Origin of the sequence: Ochrobactrum vermis, assembly GCF_002975205.1 — a bacterium.
GTDB classification, from domain to species: domain Bacteria; phylum Pseudomonadota; class Alphaproteobacteria; order Rhizobiales; family Rhizobiaceae; genus Brucella; species Brucella vermis.
Map to the genome: position 1 here is coordinate 2235001 of NZ_PCOC01000001.1, position 13581 is coordinate 2248581.

Sequence of the window (13581 nt, forward strand, 5' to 3'; positions counted from 1 at the left end):
GCCACAATCAAGGAAGCCATCGATGCTTCCGCAAAGGCCCTTCCGGCATGGGCAGCCAAAACCGCCAAGGAGCGCACGGCTATCCTGCGCAAATGGTTCGATCTCATCGTTGCCAATGCCGACGATATTGCTCTTATCATGACCTCGGAACAGGGCAAGCCGCTTGCCGAAGCACGCGGCGAAGTTATTTACGCCGCTTCCTTTATCGAGTGGTTCGCGGAAGAAGCAAAACGCGTCTATGGCGACACGATCCCTGCCCCGCAAAATGGGCAACGTCTCACTGTTATCCGCCAGCCGGTTGGCGTCACCGCCGCCATCACGCCATGGAACTTTCCGGCCGCGATGATCACCCGCAAGGCAGCGCCAGCGCTTGCCGCCGGTTGCACCATGATCGTTCGTCCTGCCGATCTCACGCCACTGACCGCACTGGCGCTCGGTGTTCTTGCCGAAAAGGCAGGCATCCCGGCAGGTGTTCTCCAGATCGTCACCGGCAAGGCGCGCGAAATCGGCGCCGAGCTGACGAGCAACGAAATTGTGCGCAAGCTCTCCTTCACCGGATCGACGGAAGTCGGGCGCTTGCTGATGGCGCAATGCGCCCCGACCATCAAGCGCATCTCGCTTGAACTTGGTGGTAATGCACCGTTCATCGTGTTCGATGATGCCGACATTGATGCAGCCGTCGATGGCGCCATGATCTCCAAGTACCGCAATGCAGGCCAGACCTGTGTCTGCGCCAACCGCATCTATGTGCAGCGCGGAATTTACGACAAATTCGCTGAAAAGCTTGCAGCCAAGGTCAAGGAACTCAAGGTTGGCAACGGCACCGAACCGGGCGTTATCATCGGCCCGATGATCGAGCCAAAGGCTATCACCAAGGTCAAGGCACATATCGAAGATGCGGTATCCAAGGGTGCAAAGCTCATCACCGGCGGCAAGGAACTGGGCGGCCTGTTCTTCGAGCCGGGCATTCTGACCGGCGTCACCTCCGACATGATCGTCGCCAGGGAAGAAACCTTTGGCCCGCTGGCACCGCTCTTTGCCTTCGATACGGAAGAAGAAGTCATCGCCATGGCCAATGACACGATCTTCGGTCTGGCCGCTTATTTCTATACGGAGAATTTCAGCCGCGCGATCCGTGTCGGTGAAGCCCTGGAATACGGCATGGTCGGGCACAATACCGGCCTGATCTCCAACGAAGTCGCGCCCTTTGGCGGCGTGAAACAGTCGGGCCTCGGTCGTGAAGGCTCCAAATACGGCATCGAGGAATATCTCGAGACCAAATACATCTGCAGCGCCTATAAGCGTTAGAGATTGCTGTTTTCCATACCGTTCCATGGAAAGCAGTATCAAAGAAGATGGCGCGCATTGTTCGCGCCATCTTTTTTATTTATAGACGGTGCAACTGCTAATATGGCTTTTGCCAGAGATAATCCGGAAAATACATGCTGCGCCGCCTTTACGACTGGACGATTTCGCTTGCCGCAAGAAAATCCGCCGAATGGTGGCTTGCCATCATCGCCTTCATAGAAAGCTCGGTCTTTCTTGTCCCGGCCGATGTCCTGTTTCTACCCATGGCGCTCGCGCGGCCAGAACGCGCCTGGCGATATGCCTTCATTGCGACGGTTTCGTCTGTCCTGGGCGGCATTGCAGGCTGGTATCTCGGCTATCACGCCTATGAACAGATCGCCAAACCGGTGCTCGAAATGTACGGCAAGCTGGACACGTTCGAGCAGTTGCGCGGTACGACCAGCGCCGACACCATTTTGTTGATGCTGATCACTTCCGGCCTGGCACACCTGCCACCCATCAAGGTGGTGACAATCCTGTCAGGTGCAGCCGGCATCAATATCTGGCTCTTTATCGCATCAGCAATCGTTGCACGCGGCGCACGTTTCTATTTCCTTGCCTGGCTGCTGCGCCGCTATGGCGAGCCGATCCGCCACTTCATCGAAAAGCGCCTCGGCCTGATAGCAAGCCTCGTGGCGGTGGCCTTGATCGCGCTCTTCTTTGCTGTGAAATATCTTCACGCCTGAAGAGTTTGCCCAAACTCGGTCAAAATAAATTGCTTGGAGACAAGCAAGCTGTTTGCCTTAAGAATAAGAAAGCCTTTTCAAGGAATTCCATATGGCGTTTGCACTCAATAATCCGGTCGGCAAAGTTCAGGCATGGACCGCGGGGATCATGACAGTTGGCCTTGCCGCGACTGTCGGCACGGCACTCGGCTTTGAGCACCTCGCAGGCTTCATGCCCTGCAAGCTCTGCCTTGAAGAGCGTACGCCTTATTATATTGGCGTCCCGGTTCTGGCTGCAGCCTGGCTTTCCTACGGATTGAAATGGCCGCCGATCCTGACGCGTGGACTCATTTTGATCGGCGCGCTTTTAATGACTTATGGGCTGGCGCTGGCCGTTTATCATACGGGCGTCGAGTTGAAATACTGGCCCGGTCCGACGGATTGCAGCGCAGCGACGATGAAAGTCACGCTCGATGCGGGTAGTCTCTTAAGCGATCTCAACACGCACCCGCCTGCATGCGACAGCGCACCAGGTCATTTCCTCGGCCTGTCCTTTGCCGGATGGAACGTCATCGCAAGCCTGCTGTTTGCAGCTATCGGCTACTACGGCGCTTTTGCGAAAAGTGGGAAGTAAGGGAAGATTCTGAGGGGGCTTTTTCTCTCGTCACATGTTGTCATCGCAAAACTGCGGCGCATTTTTGCGCAACATGCTTATGGCTCCAGTTCGACGTCCCAATAAAGGAAATCGAGCCAGCTATCGTGCAGATGGTTGGGTGGGAAAAGGCGGCCGTTATTGTGCAGGTCCTGCACAGTCGGCGTGACCGGCTTCTGGCGCGGCCACATATGCGCGACGGCGGGCATCATGCCGCCCTTGCGCAGATTGCATGGTGAACAGGCGGCGACCACATTGTCCCACGTCGTCTCGCCGCCATGGCAACGCGGGGTAACGTGATCGAAGGTCAGGTCATGCGGCGAGCCGCAATACTGGCATTCAAAACGATCACGCAGGAAGAGGTTGAAGCGCGTAAACGCCGGATAGCGTGGCGGCTTCACATAATCCTTCAGGCAGATCACACTCGGCAAACGCATCGAAAACGATGGCGAGGATACAACCTGATCGTATTCCGCCACGATATGCACGCGTTCAAGAAAGACCGCTTTGATCGCATCCTGCCAGGACCAGAGCGACAGTGGATAATAGCTGAGCGGACGGTAATCAGCGTTCAGAACCAGCGCGGGCAAGCCACTGGTCGAGACGGTTCTGGGCGAGACGGCAACAGTCAAGGGCGCACCTCCTTCAGAGCAACTCCGAAAAGGGCGAAATGGCTCTCCGTGCGGAATTGCGCTTATTATCGAAGCGCCGCGCGTCCATTATGGGCGCAACAACGACGCTCCAACCTCGTGAGGACGGCGCCGAGAAAGCAGAAGATCAAGCTTCTGCGAATCGAAATTCCGTCATCAGCCGATGGAGATAATGTAAGCCCGACGTGACAGGATTGTGAAGCGGAAACGCATTTATGCTTCGGGAAACACGCAAGTTTTACAGAAGCATCTACAGAAGCGGCGCAGCCTCGCGTCCCTTGATTGCCGCATAATAAGCCCAGAACAATCGCGCCGCCACGCCACGCCATGGCGCCCAATCTTCCGCCAATAACCGCAGCGCCGCAGCGTCCGGGCGCGTTTCATGCGCGAAGGCGTGACCAACGGCCGTCTGCAAAGCCACATCGCCTGCCGGAAACACATCCGGATGACCGGCAGCGAATAAAAGATAGACCTCCGCCGTCCAAGGACCGATGCCCTTGATCGCTGTCAGTGCGGCGATCGCTTCTTCGGCAGGCAGATCACAAAGCCCGTGCAGGTCAATTGCCCCTTCCGCCAAAGTTTCACTCAAGGCAAGGAGTGTTCTCTGCTTTGGGCGTGAGAGACCGGCAAAGTGCCAGGCTTCCTCCCCGCCCGCAATATAGGCTTGGGGCGTCAGTGGATCGATGGCCTGTTTCAGCCTCGCCCAGATCGCGGCGGCACTGGCCGTCGAAACCTGTTGTGCGACAATGATGGAAGCCAGACTTTCAAATCCGGGTTCGGACCGGCGCAGCGGCACGGCATGGGAACGGCTGCGTATATCGGCCAGCCGCATATCGGCGAGAACCAGAGCTTCCAGCCCTGCCTCAATGTCGCTCAATGTATCGATCCGCCGCATCGCCTGGCCTTTCATTCTATCAGCGCACAACGTACCAATGGAATCAGATGACATTCAACTGACATCGGCAACTGACATTGGCAACTGACATTGACGCTGACACCACCATGACCGTACCTGTGTTCCGTTTCGCTCCGAGCCCCAATGGCCAGCTCCATCTCGGCCATGCCTACTCAGCCCTTCTCAACGCCGACATGGCAAAAAAGAACAGCGGGCGCTTCCTGCTGCGTATGGAAGATATCGACATCGCGCGCTGCACGCCGGCACTGGAACAAGGCATTTACGAGGATCTCCGCTGGCTTGGCCTGACATGGGAAACCCCTGTGCGCCGTCAGTCGGAACATTTCGGCGAATACCGCAATGCCCTTACCAAACTCGCCGACAAAGGCCTTGTCTATCCTGCCTTTCTCAGCCGGGGCGAGGTTCGCGAGCAGATCGGCGAAGCTTTCGCCAGGGGCAAGGACTGGCCTTCCGACCCGGACGGAACACCGCTTTATCCGCAGGGCGAGCGCAATCTGACCGAAAAAGAACAGATGGAACGCATCGCTTCGGGCATGTCCTATGCCTGGCGGCTCGACATGGACAAGGCACTGGAAGCCGCAGGTGAGCCACTTTTCTGGAATGAAAGCGGCGCAGGTCCGGATGGTGAGACCGGTCGCCTTGTAGCCGATCCTGCGCAATGGGGCGACGTCGTGATCGCGCGCAAGGACACGCCCACCAGCTATCATCTTTCCGTGGTGGTGGACGATGCACTGCAGGGCATCACCCATGTCGTGCGCGGGCATGATCTGTTTCACGCGACATCCGTTCACCGGCTTCTGCAAAAACTTCTCGACCTGCCCGAGCCGCTTTATCATCATCACGATCTCGTGCTGGGCGACGATGGAATGAAACTGTCGAAGAGCCGCAAGGACACAGCACTCGCATCCCTGCGCGAACAGGGCTTTACGCCTGACGACATTCGCGCCAAGCTGTCATTTTAAAAGCTATTTTCGCCGCAGCGTCACAGATGATGTGCCCACGCACCGATTGACGAAAGCGCGCCAAAGCGGTTCAAAGGCAGCATGATAGCTGGCACTGAAAAGCGCCGGCGGTAAATGTGTTTATTTTGAAGGAGGCAGAGCCATGGTTTCTCAGAAAGCCGGTAATTACGTTGAGATTGAAGGCTTGCGCGTTGCCCCTGAACTGGTGGAGTTCCTGGCCACGGAAGCCGCGCCCGGCACCGGTGTGGAACCGGAAAAATTCTGGAAGGGCTTTGCAGCCATCATTCGCGATCTTGCACCGAAGAACCGCGCCCTCCTCGCCAAGCGCGACGACCTTCAGGCCAAGATCGACGCATGGTACAAGCAGAACCGCGATAAAGGCTACACACAGGCCGATTACCAGCAGTTCCTCAAGGACATTGGCTATCTCCTGCCGGAAGGCGGAGAGTTTTCGGTTTCGACCACCAATGTCGATCCGGAAATCACTCATATCGCAGGCCCGCAGCTCGTCGTTCCGGTCATGAATGCGCGCTATGCGTTGAACGCCGCCAATGCGCGCTGGGGTTCGCTCTATGATGCGCTCTACGGCACCGATGCCATTTCCGAAGATGACGGCGCGGAAAAGGGCAAAGGCTACAATCCGAAGCGCGGCGAAAAGGTTATCGCCTGGGCGAAGAACTTCCTCGATGAAAGCGCGCCGCTTGCCGCCGGAAACTGGGCGAATGTCGCCGGTCTCGCTGTCAAGGACCGCAAGCTTGAAATCAAGCTTACCGACGGTTCGGCAACGGCACTGAAAGATGCCAGCCAGTTCAAGGGCTACAATGGCGACGCCGCCGCCCCGACCAATGTCCTGCTGGCCAAGAACAACATGCATGTCGATATCGTCGTCAATGCGGACCATCCGATCGGCAAGACCGATCCGGCCCATATCGCCGACGTAGTTCTGGAATCTGCGGTCAGCACGATTCAGGATTGTGAAGATTCGATCGCCGCCGTCGATGCCGAAGACAAGGTTGCCGTCTACCGCAACTGGCTCGGCCTGATGAACGGCAAGCTGGAAGATACGTTCGAGAAGAACGGCAAGCAGATGACGCGCCGCCTCAACGGCGACCGCAGCTACAAGGGTGCAAACGGCTCCGATATCACCCTCAAGGGCCGCTCGTTGATGCTGGTGCGCAATGTCGGCCACCTCATGACCAACCCGGCAATCATCGATGCAGACGGCAACGAAGTGCCGGAAGGCATCATGGATGCAGCCTTCACCAGTCTGATTGCGCTGCATGATATCGGTCCGAATGGCCGCCATATGAATTCGCGCGAAGGTTCGGTCTATATCGTCAAGCCGAAGATGCACGGGCCGGAAGAAGTGGCGTTCGCCAATGAAATCTTCACCCGTACCGAAGAGATGCTGGGCATGAAGCCAAACACGCTCAAGATCGGCATCATGGACGAGGAACGCCGCACCACGGTCAATCTCAAGGAAGCGATCCGCGCTGCCAAGGACCGCGTCGTCTTCATCAATACCGGCTTCCTCGACCGCACCGGCGACGAAATCCATACCTCGATGGAAGCGGGTCCGATGATCCGCAAGGGCGACATGAAGCAGGCTGCCTGGATCGGCGCCTATGAACAGTGGAATGTCGATATCGGTCTTGCATGCGGCCTTTCCGGCCACGCGCAGATCGGCAAGGGCATGTGGGCCATGCCTGACCTGATGGCTGCGATGCTGGAACAGAAAATCGCGCATCCGAAGGCTGGTGCGAACACCGCCTGGGTGCCGTCGCCAACCGCTGCAACCCTGCACGCCACCCATTATCATCAGGTGGATGTTGCTGCCGTTCAGGAAAAGCTGAAGAGCCGCCCGCGCGCCAAGCTCGACGACATTCTGTCGGTGCCGGTCGCAACCCGCCCGAACTGGACGCCGGAAGACATCCAGCACGAAATCGACAACAACGCGCAAGGGATTCTGGGCTATGTCGTGCGCTGGGTCGATCAGGGCGTCGGTTGCTCGAAAGTGCCGGACATCAACAATGTCGGCCTGATGGAAGACCGCGCAACGCTGCGCATCTCCGCACAGCATATTGCCAACTGGCTCTATCATGGCGTCGTTTCGGAAGCCCAGGTGATGGAAACCATGAAGCGTATGGCCGCTGTCGTCGACAAGCAGAACGAAGGCGATCCACTTTATCGCCCGATGGCCGCAAACTTCGACAAGTCGGTTGCTTTCCAGGCTGCCTGCGATCTGGTTTTCAAGGGCCGCGAACAGCCGAATGGCTATACCGAGCCGGTCCTGCATCGCCGCCGTTTAGAGCTGAAAGCTCAGGGCTAATCTGGATTACGGGACAGACGGAAAGCGGCGGGAGAAATCCCGCCGCTTTCATTTTTGAAATCGCTTGACTCCATTATAATAGATATTATTTCTAAAATAATGGAAAACGCAACCGAACAACTTGACAATGCCATTGGCGAAAATCTGCGCCGCCTGCGCCTTGCGCAAGGCATGACGCTGGATGCGCTTGGCGATGCGTCCGGTGTCAGCCGCGCAATGATCTCGCGGATCGAGCGCGGAGAAACAAGCCCGACCGCCCAGCTTCTGGCGCGCATTTGCGCCGCCCTTGGCACGTCGCTTTCCGCCTTTTTCGGCGATGCGGAAGCCCCGCCCTCACCCTACCTTCCCCATGATCGCCAGCCAGTCTGGCGTGATCCGGATACCGGCTATGTGCGTCGGTCAGTCTCCCCACCCGGCACCGGTTCGAATGTGGACATGATCGAAGTCGAGTTTCCAGCTGGTGGCAAGGTCACTTTCGCGCCGCAGACCGCCAATGCCGGCATCACCCAACATATGTGGCTCTTTGCCGGTGAGATGGAAATGACCGTCGGCGACACGCATCACAGCCTGAAGCCCGGCGACTGCCTTTATATGCCCATCATGGCTGGCATCACCTTTCATAATCCCGGTTCGACCCTCGCACGCTACGCCATCGTGCTTGAGCGCCGTGGCAGCCTCTGAAAGACAGGCCGATGATCCGCGTTCTCCATGTAGAAGAAGCGAAACAAGCCGTTCCGGCACTCGCCGAAATTCTGGCGGACTGCGTCATGGGTGGCGCATCGGTTGGCTTCATGGCGCCTTGCGAGCCGCAGGATTTCATCTCCTACTGGAACCGTATCGCCAATGAAGTCGATAGCGCTGACACAGCCCTTCTGGTTGCCGAACATGAAGGCGAGATTGTCGGCACGGTTCAGCTTGGTCTCGCTCAAATGCCCAATCAGCCGCATCGTGCCGATCTTAAAAAGCTGCTGATCCATTGTAAGGCGCGCGGCCTTGGTCTTGCGCGCAAACTGATGGAAGCCGTTGAAGAAGAAGCACGTAACCGACGCAAGACACTTCTCTGCCTGGACACAGCAACCGGCAGTCCGGCGGAAGCAATCTACATTCATCTCGGGTGGGAGCGGGTCGGCGTTATCCCGAACTATGCGCTTTATCCTGACGGAAGCCCCTGCGCGACCACACTTTTCTATAAAGGCCTTTGAAATGACCCTCACCATCCGCTTTGCCAACGAAGCTGACCTCCCCGCTCTGCTTGCGATCTACAATGATGCAGTCGAGAACACGCTCGCCATCTGGAACGAAACGCTCGTCGATCTGGAAAACCGACGTCAATGGCTGGAGGGCCGCAATCGTGACGGCTTTCCGGTGCTGGTTGCCGAGCGCGAAGGTCGGGTTGTTGGCTATGCCAGCTATGGCCCATTCCGCCCCTTTGAAGGCTTCCGCCATTCATCCGAACTGTCGGTCTATGTGGCAAGCGATGCGCGCGGCGGCGGCATCGGTCGCGCCTTGCTGGCCGAGCTGGTGGAAGAGGCGCGCCGCCGCAAGGTGCATGTGCTGGTGGCGGGCATTGAAGCAGGCAATGCCGCATCTATCGCGTTGCACAAATCTCAGGGTTTTTCAGATTGCGGCACGCTGAAACAGGTCGGCCAGAAATTCGGGCGCTGGCTCGATCTGACCTTCATGCAGAAGATTCTCTGATCGTAGCCACTCAAGAAAGAGCACTGCAGGTTATTGCCCTGCTGCGCTCTTTTTGTTTATACGAAGATATTCGCAAGGACCCGGTGAAAGCCCGGGTGGCTCTTCTGGCCGCCTATCCGCCAGACAACGCAACAACATCCCCCATTTTTACAATCGGCCATGTTGAATCGGACGGCTCTCAACGCCCGTCTTCTATTTGCGGAAAATTCAATGACACGTCTTGCTGCCTACCGCCGCGAGTGGTTCTCCAATATTCGCGGCGATATTCTTTCCGGCATCGTCGTAGCACTTGCCCTTATCCCGGAAGCCATCGGTTTTTCGGTCATCGCTGGCGTCGACCCCAAGGTCGGCCTCTTCGCCTCCTTCGCCATTGCCTGCGTTTCCGCCTTTACCGGCGGACGTCCCGGCATGATATCCGCCGCCACGGCGGCAACTGCTGTGGTGATGGTCTCACTCGTCAAGGAACACGGATTGCAATATCTGTTTGCTGCCACGATCCTGATGGGCATTCTGCAAATCCTCGCAGGTTTCCTCAAACTCGGACGCCTGATGCGGTTTGTATCGCGCTCGGTCATCACCGGCTTCGTCAATGCGCTGGCGATCCTCATCTTCATGGCGCAGCTGCCGGAACTCATCCATGTTCCGGTTGAGACTTACTGGATGATCGCAGGCGGTCTCGCCATCATCTACCTCTTCCCGCGCGTGACCAAAGCAATCCCCTCGCCGCTCGTTGCCATTGCCGTGCTCACCACGCTTGCATGGACGACTGGCATGGACCTGCGCACGGTTGGCGATCTCGGTGAATTGCCATCCGCATTGCCGATCTTCGCGCTTCCACAAGTACCGCTGACGCTGGAAACGCTGCAGATCATCCTGCCATATTCAATCACGCTGGCGGCTGTCGGCCTGCTTGAATCGCTGATGACGGCCCAGATTGTCGACGACATGACGGATACCAACAGCAACAAAAGCCAGGAATGTATTGGTCAGGGCACCAGCAATATCGCATCCGCCATGATTGGCGGCATGGGTGGTTGCGCCATGATTGGACAGTCAGTGATCAATGTGTCGTCCGGCGGTCGTGGCAGGCTTTCAACCTTTGTTGCTGGCTCTTTCCTGCTGTTTCTCATTCTCGTTCTCGACGATCTGGTGCGGATCATTCCGATGGCCGCTCTGGTGGCCGTGATGATCATGGTATCGATTGGCACCTTCTCATGGCGTTCGATCCTCGATCTGCGCCGCAACCCGCCATCCTCGTCCATTGTCATGCTGGCAACCGTCATAACGGTGGTTTCCACCCATGATCTTGCCAAGGGTGTTCTGGTCGGCGTGCTGCTTTCCGGCGTGTTCTTCGCAGGAAAAGTCGCCAAGATGTTCCGTGTGAGCGAAACAACGAGCGAAGATGGAACCGAGCGCACCTATACCGTTCAGGGGCAGATCTTCTTTGCCTCGGCACAAAACTTCATTGCGGCTTTCGATTTTTCATCGCCTGCAAAAAGGGTAACGATCGATGTCAGCCATGCCCATCTGTGGGACATCACCTCGGTCGGTGCGCTCGACAAAGTGGTGCTGAAATACCGTGCCAGCGGTACGGATGTTTCGGTGATCGGCTTTAATGAAGCGAGTAGCGATATGATCGACCGCTTCGCTGTCCATGATAAGGAAATCGGTGCCGCAAAACTGGCGGTACACTGAACAAAGAAAAAGGGCCGCTTTTGCGGCCCTTTTTATTAATTCGGCTGTGGAACGGCAGTCCCGGTCGAAAGTTCGGTCAGACCGATATCACCTTCAACCTGATCGCTGCGGGCCATCAGGTAGAGGCCAAGCACAGAGGTCAGAACCGCGATGAACACTAGATACCAGGCATGCGCCATCGGGTTGACCGCCAGAAGCGAGGTTACGATCACCGGCGTCAGTCCACCAAAGACCGCATAGGAAATATTGTAGGAAAACGACAGGCCGGAGAATCGAACCGGGGCCGGAAATGCGCGCACCATTACATAAGGAACAGCGCCAACCATACCGACCGAAAGACCCATCACCGCATAAAGCGCGAAAAGAACAGGCAGGGAAACCGCCGCATAGGTGTAGAACACGAAAGTCGCAACGCCGAAGAAAATGCCTGCGACCGCGAAGAATCTTCCGCTGCCGATACGATCAACAATCGCGCCTGCGCTCACCGTTCCGAACATCAGAAACAGCGTGCCGAAGCTTGTAGCGGCAAGCGACTGCAAAGGCGTGTAGCCATAAAGCTTCTGCAGGAAAGTTGCAGTCATCAATGTGGTGACGACGATGCCAGCCGACAATATCCAGGTCAGCAGCACGGAAATGATAACGCCATGCATGTGATTGCGTAGAACGGTGCCAAGCGGCAGCTTGTCCTTGAGAAGATGGCTGTTCTTCATCTCGGTGAAGATCGGCGTTTCAGCCAGCCAGCGGCGCAAATAAACGGCAAACAGGCCGAAAATGCCACCGATGAAGAACGGAATGCGCCATGCATAGGCGGACAGTTCTTCCGGCGTGAAAATCCAGTTGATGGCAGTGGCGATCAGCGAACCGATCATGATGCCGAGCGTCAGGCCCGAGCACAGGAAGCCGCAGGCCATGCCAACACGATTGGCGGGAACATGCTCCGCCACAAACGTCCATGCGCCGGGGACTTCACCACCGATGGCAGCGCCCTGCAACATGCGGAAGATAATCAGCAGGATCGGCGCGCCAACACCAAGCGTTGCATAGGTTGGCAGGCAGGCCATGGCCAATGTCGAGATCGACATCAGAAACACCGAGAACGCGAAGACGCGCTTCCGGCCAAACTTGTCGCCAAAATGCGCCAGCACGATGCCGCCAATCGGGCGCACCAGATAGCCAGCTGCGAAAATGCCGAAAGTCTGGATCAGCACCAGCCAGTCCGGCATATCGGGCGGAAAAAACAAATGTCCGATAACGCTCGCGAAAAATACGAAGATGATGAAATCATAAAATTCCAGCGCGCCGCCCAATGCCGAGAGGCCAAGGGTGCGGAAATCCTGCCGGTTCAGCGGACGGGGATTATTGCCTGCATGGAGATTCGTCGATGTCATCGATCCGATTCTTTCTATCGCATCGGCCCGAAATCATGATCGATTTTCGGAAAGCACAATGCGTGGTTTCAGAAGTTCAGGATGTCGTTTATGCGTCCAAGTGGGCGCGTGGCGCTCTGATCATTAACTTGCTTGAGCCCGATCTTTTCGGGTGGGTTTTAATGCGCCAAATGTGCCTGTACTGCAAGGCTTGACTTCTAGAGGTCAAAGTCTATTTTAGAATTATTCTAATCTATGGATTTTCGAAATGCTCAACCGATTCTTCCGCACCGACCGCCGTCCTTTCGATTCGCTTTCCGAACAGGAAATCCTGGCGCTTGCCATTTCCTCCGAAGAAGACGATGCGCGCATCTATCTCGCCTATGCCGACGGCCTGCGCGACGAGTTCCCGCAATCGGCAAAAATCTTCGAGCAGATGGCAGCAGAAGAACACGGTCACCGCGATGCGCTGATCGAACGGCACAAGGCTCGCTTTGGCGATCGGATTCCGCTGATCCGCCGCGAGCATGTCAGCGGTTATTATGATCGCAAGCCGGATTGGCTGGTGCGACCGCTCGGCATCGACAAGGTGCGCGAAGCTGCGTCCGAAATGGAGGAGCAAGCGTATCGATTCTATATCGAGGCCGCCAAGCGCGTCAGCGATGCGGACACCCGCAAACTGCTGGGCGACCTTGCCCAGCAGGAAAAGCAACACGAAGCCAAGGCTGAATCGCTGGAACACACGCTGACACCAGGTGATGTGCAGGATGAGGAGCGCGCCGCCGAGCGCAAGCAATTCATCCTCACCTATGTCCAGCCCGGACTGGCAGGCCTGATGGACGGATCGGTCTCGACGCTTGCTCCGATCTTCGCCGCCGCCTTTGCAACACAGGACACGTGGCAGACTTTTCTTGTCGGTCTTTCGGCCTCGGTCGGCGCCGGTATCTCGATGGGTTTTACCGAAGCCATCCATGATGACGGCAAGCTGTCCGGTCGCGGCTCACCGATCAAGCGCGGCCTGTCCTGCGGTATCATGACGACGCTGGGCGGCCTTGGCCACACCCTGCCCTATCTGATCAAGGATTTCTGGACCGCGACAAGCATTGCTGCGATTCTGGTCTTCTTCGAACTCTGGGCCATCGCCTTCATCCAGAACCGCTATATGGAAACACCATTTTTGCGCTCGGTGCTGCAGGTGGTTCTGGGCGGCGGCCTCGTGCTGGCGGCAGGCATCCTGATCGGGAACGCCTAGAGCATTTCCAGCAAAAGTGTGAAACGTCTGCGCGGGGAAGTTCGGTAA

Annotated in this window: 13 protein-coding genes and 1 other annotated feature (1 of these 14 only partly in view); of the genes, 10 read left to right on the top strand and 3 right to left on the bottom strand. The window is 57.0% G+C overall.

What is annotated here, in order from left to right; translation table 11 throughout:
* The 3 genes from CQZ93_RS11085 to CQZ93_RS11095 form a co-directional block, all read left to right on the top strand.
* Positions 1-1308, top strand: the 3' portion of a protein-coding gene (locus CQZ93_RS11085) for an NAD-dependent succinate-semialdehyde dehydrogenase (protein WP_105542600.1). Its footprint begins 144 nt before the window's first position; the window shows 1308 of its 1452 coding nt (coding positions 145-1452); its start codon lies beyond the left edge, outside the window; its stop codon occupies positions 1306-1308.
* Between the two features lie 134 nt (positions 1309-1442).
* Entirely contained in the window at positions 1443-2033 is a 591-nt protein-coding gene (locus CQZ93_RS11090) for a YqaA family protein (protein WP_105542601.1), read from the top strand.
* 91 nt (positions 2034-2124) lie between these two features.
* A complete protein-coding gene (locus CQZ93_RS11095; RefSeq protein WP_105542602.1) occupies positions 2125-2646 on the top strand; it encodes a disulfide bond formation protein B in 522 nt (173 codons plus the stop codon).
* Between the two features lie 77 nt (positions 2647-2723).
* Here CQZ93_RS11095 and CQZ93_RS11100 read toward each other — a convergent pair whose 3' ends face one another.
* Positions 2724-3296 (bottom strand): HNH endonuclease, encoded by a 573-nt coding sequence (locus CQZ93_RS11100; RefSeq protein ID WP_105542603.1) that lies wholly within the window; start codon positions 3294-3296, stop codon positions 2724-2726.
* A 268-nt stretch (positions 3297-3564) separates the two neighbouring features.
* Positions 3565-4209, bottom strand: a complete 645-nt coding sequence (locus CQZ93_RS11105) for a DNA-3-methyladenine glycosylase family protein (RefSeq protein ID WP_105542604.1) — start codon at positions 4207-4209, stop codon at positions 3565-3567.
* Positions 4210-4316: 107 nt separating this feature from the next.
* On the opposite strand from CQZ93_RS11105, the gene gluQRS reads away from it, so the two are divergent.
* The 6 genes from gluQRS to CQZ93_RS11135 all read left to right on the top strand — a co-directional run bounded on the left by gluQRS (position 4317) and on the right by CQZ93_RS11135 (position 10914).
* Positions 4317-5192, top strand: coding sequence for a tRNA glutamyl-Q(34) synthetase GluQRS (gluQRS, locus tag CQZ93_RS11110; RefSeq protein ID WP_105543273.1), 876 nt, complete (start codon positions 4317-4319; stop codon positions 5190-5192).
* Between the two features lie 142 nt (positions 5193-5334).
* Positions 5335-7521 carry a malate synthase G gene (locus tag CQZ93_RS11115; protein WP_105542605.1) on the top strand — a complete coding sequence of 729 codons (2187 nt, stop codon included), beginning with the start codon at positions 5335-5337 and terminating at the stop codon, positions 7519-7521.
* Positions 7522-7620: 99 nt separating this feature from the next.
* Positions 7621-8202, top strand: a complete 582-nt coding sequence (locus CQZ93_RS11120; RefSeq protein ID WP_105542606.1) for a helix-turn-helix domain-containing protein — start codon at positions 7621-7623, stop codon at positions 8200-8202.
* An 11-nt stretch (positions 8203-8213) separates the two neighbouring features.
* Positions 8214-8723, top strand: a complete 510-nt coding sequence (locus CQZ93_RS11125; protein WP_105542607.1) for a GNAT family N-acetyltransferase — start codon at positions 8214-8216, stop codon at positions 8721-8723.
* A gap of 1 nt (position 8724) precedes the next feature.
* Entirely contained in the window at positions 8725-9219 is a 495-nt protein-coding gene (locus CQZ93_RS11130) for a GNAT family N-acetyltransferase (RefSeq protein WP_105542608.1), read from the top strand.
* Between the two features lie 73 nt (positions 9220-9292).
* Positions 9293-9348, top strand: a sequence feature (sul1 is cis-regulatory element that is thought to sense ions involved in sulfur or methionine metabolism; They are found in Alphaproteobacteria).
* Between the two features lie 81 nt (positions 9349-9429).
* Positions 9430-10914, top strand: coding sequence for a SulP family inorganic anion transporter (locus CQZ93_RS11135; protein WP_105542609.1), 1485 nt, complete (start codon positions 9430-9432; stop codon positions 10912-10914).
* Between the two features lie 35 nt (positions 10915-10949).
* Here the strand turns inward: CQZ93_RS11135 and CQZ93_RS11140 are convergent, their stop codons facing one another.
* A complete protein-coding gene (locus CQZ93_RS11140; RefSeq protein ID WP_105542610.1) occupies positions 10950-12302 on the bottom strand; it encodes an MFS transporter in 1353 nt (450 codons plus the stop codon).
* Between the two features lie 247 nt (positions 12303-12549).
* Here CQZ93_RS11140 and mbfA point away from each other — a divergent pair, with 247 nt between their 5' ends.
* A complete protein-coding gene (gene mbfA / locus CQZ93_RS11145; protein WP_105542611.1) occupies positions 12550-13533 on the top strand; it encodes an iron exporter MbfA in 984 nt (327 codons plus the stop codon).
* Positions 13534-13581: the final 48 nt, after the last annotated feature.

What these genes read in the sequence shown, in the direction of transcription:
- gluQRS (WP_105543273.1), top strand. Translation starts at nt 4,317, where the DNA reads ATGACCGTACCTGTGTTCCGTTTCGCTCCGAGCCCCAATGGCCAGCTC.
- CQZ93_RS11105 (WP_105542604.1), bottom strand. Translation starts at nt 4,209, where the DNA reads ATGCGGCGGATCGATACATTGAGCGACATTGAGGCAGGGCTGGAAGCT.
- CQZ93_RS11120 (WP_105542606.1), top strand. Translation starts at nt 7,621, where the DNA reads ATGGAAAACGCAACCGAACAACTTGACAATGCCATTGGCGAAAATCTG.
- CQZ93_RS11090 (WP_105542601.1), top strand. Translation starts at nt 1,443, where the DNA reads ATGCTGCGCCGCCTTTACGACTGGACGATTTCGCTTGCCGCAAGAAAA.
- CQZ93_RS11135 (WP_105542609.1), top strand. Translation starts at nt 9,430, where the DNA reads ATGACACGTCTTGCTGCCTACCGCCGCGAGTGGTTCTCCAATATTCGC.
- CQZ93_RS11125 (WP_105542607.1), top strand. Translation starts at nt 8,214, where the DNA reads ATGATCCGCGTTCTCCATGTAGAAGAAGCGAAACAAGCCGTTCCGGCA.
- CQZ93_RS11140 (WP_105542610.1), bottom strand. Translation starts at nt 12,302, where the DNA reads ATGACATCGACGAATCTCCATGCAGGCAATAATCCCCGTCCGCTGAAC.
- mbfA (WP_105542611.1), top strand. Translation starts at nt 12,550, where the DNA reads ATGCTCAACCGATTCTTCCGCACCGACCGCCGTCCTTTCGATTCGCTT.
- CQZ93_RS11095 (WP_105542602.1), top strand. Translation starts at nt 2,125, where the DNA reads ATGGCGTTTGCACTCAATAATCCGGTCGGCAAAGTTCAGGCATGGACC.
- CQZ93_RS11130 (WP_105542608.1), top strand. Translation starts at nt 8,725, where the DNA reads ATGACCCTCACCATCCGCTTTGCCAACGAAGCTGACCTCCCCGCTCTG.
- CQZ93_RS11115 (WP_105542605.1), top strand. Translation starts at nt 5,335, where the DNA reads ATGGTTTCTCAGAAAGCCGGTAATTACGTTGAGATTGAAGGCTTGCGC.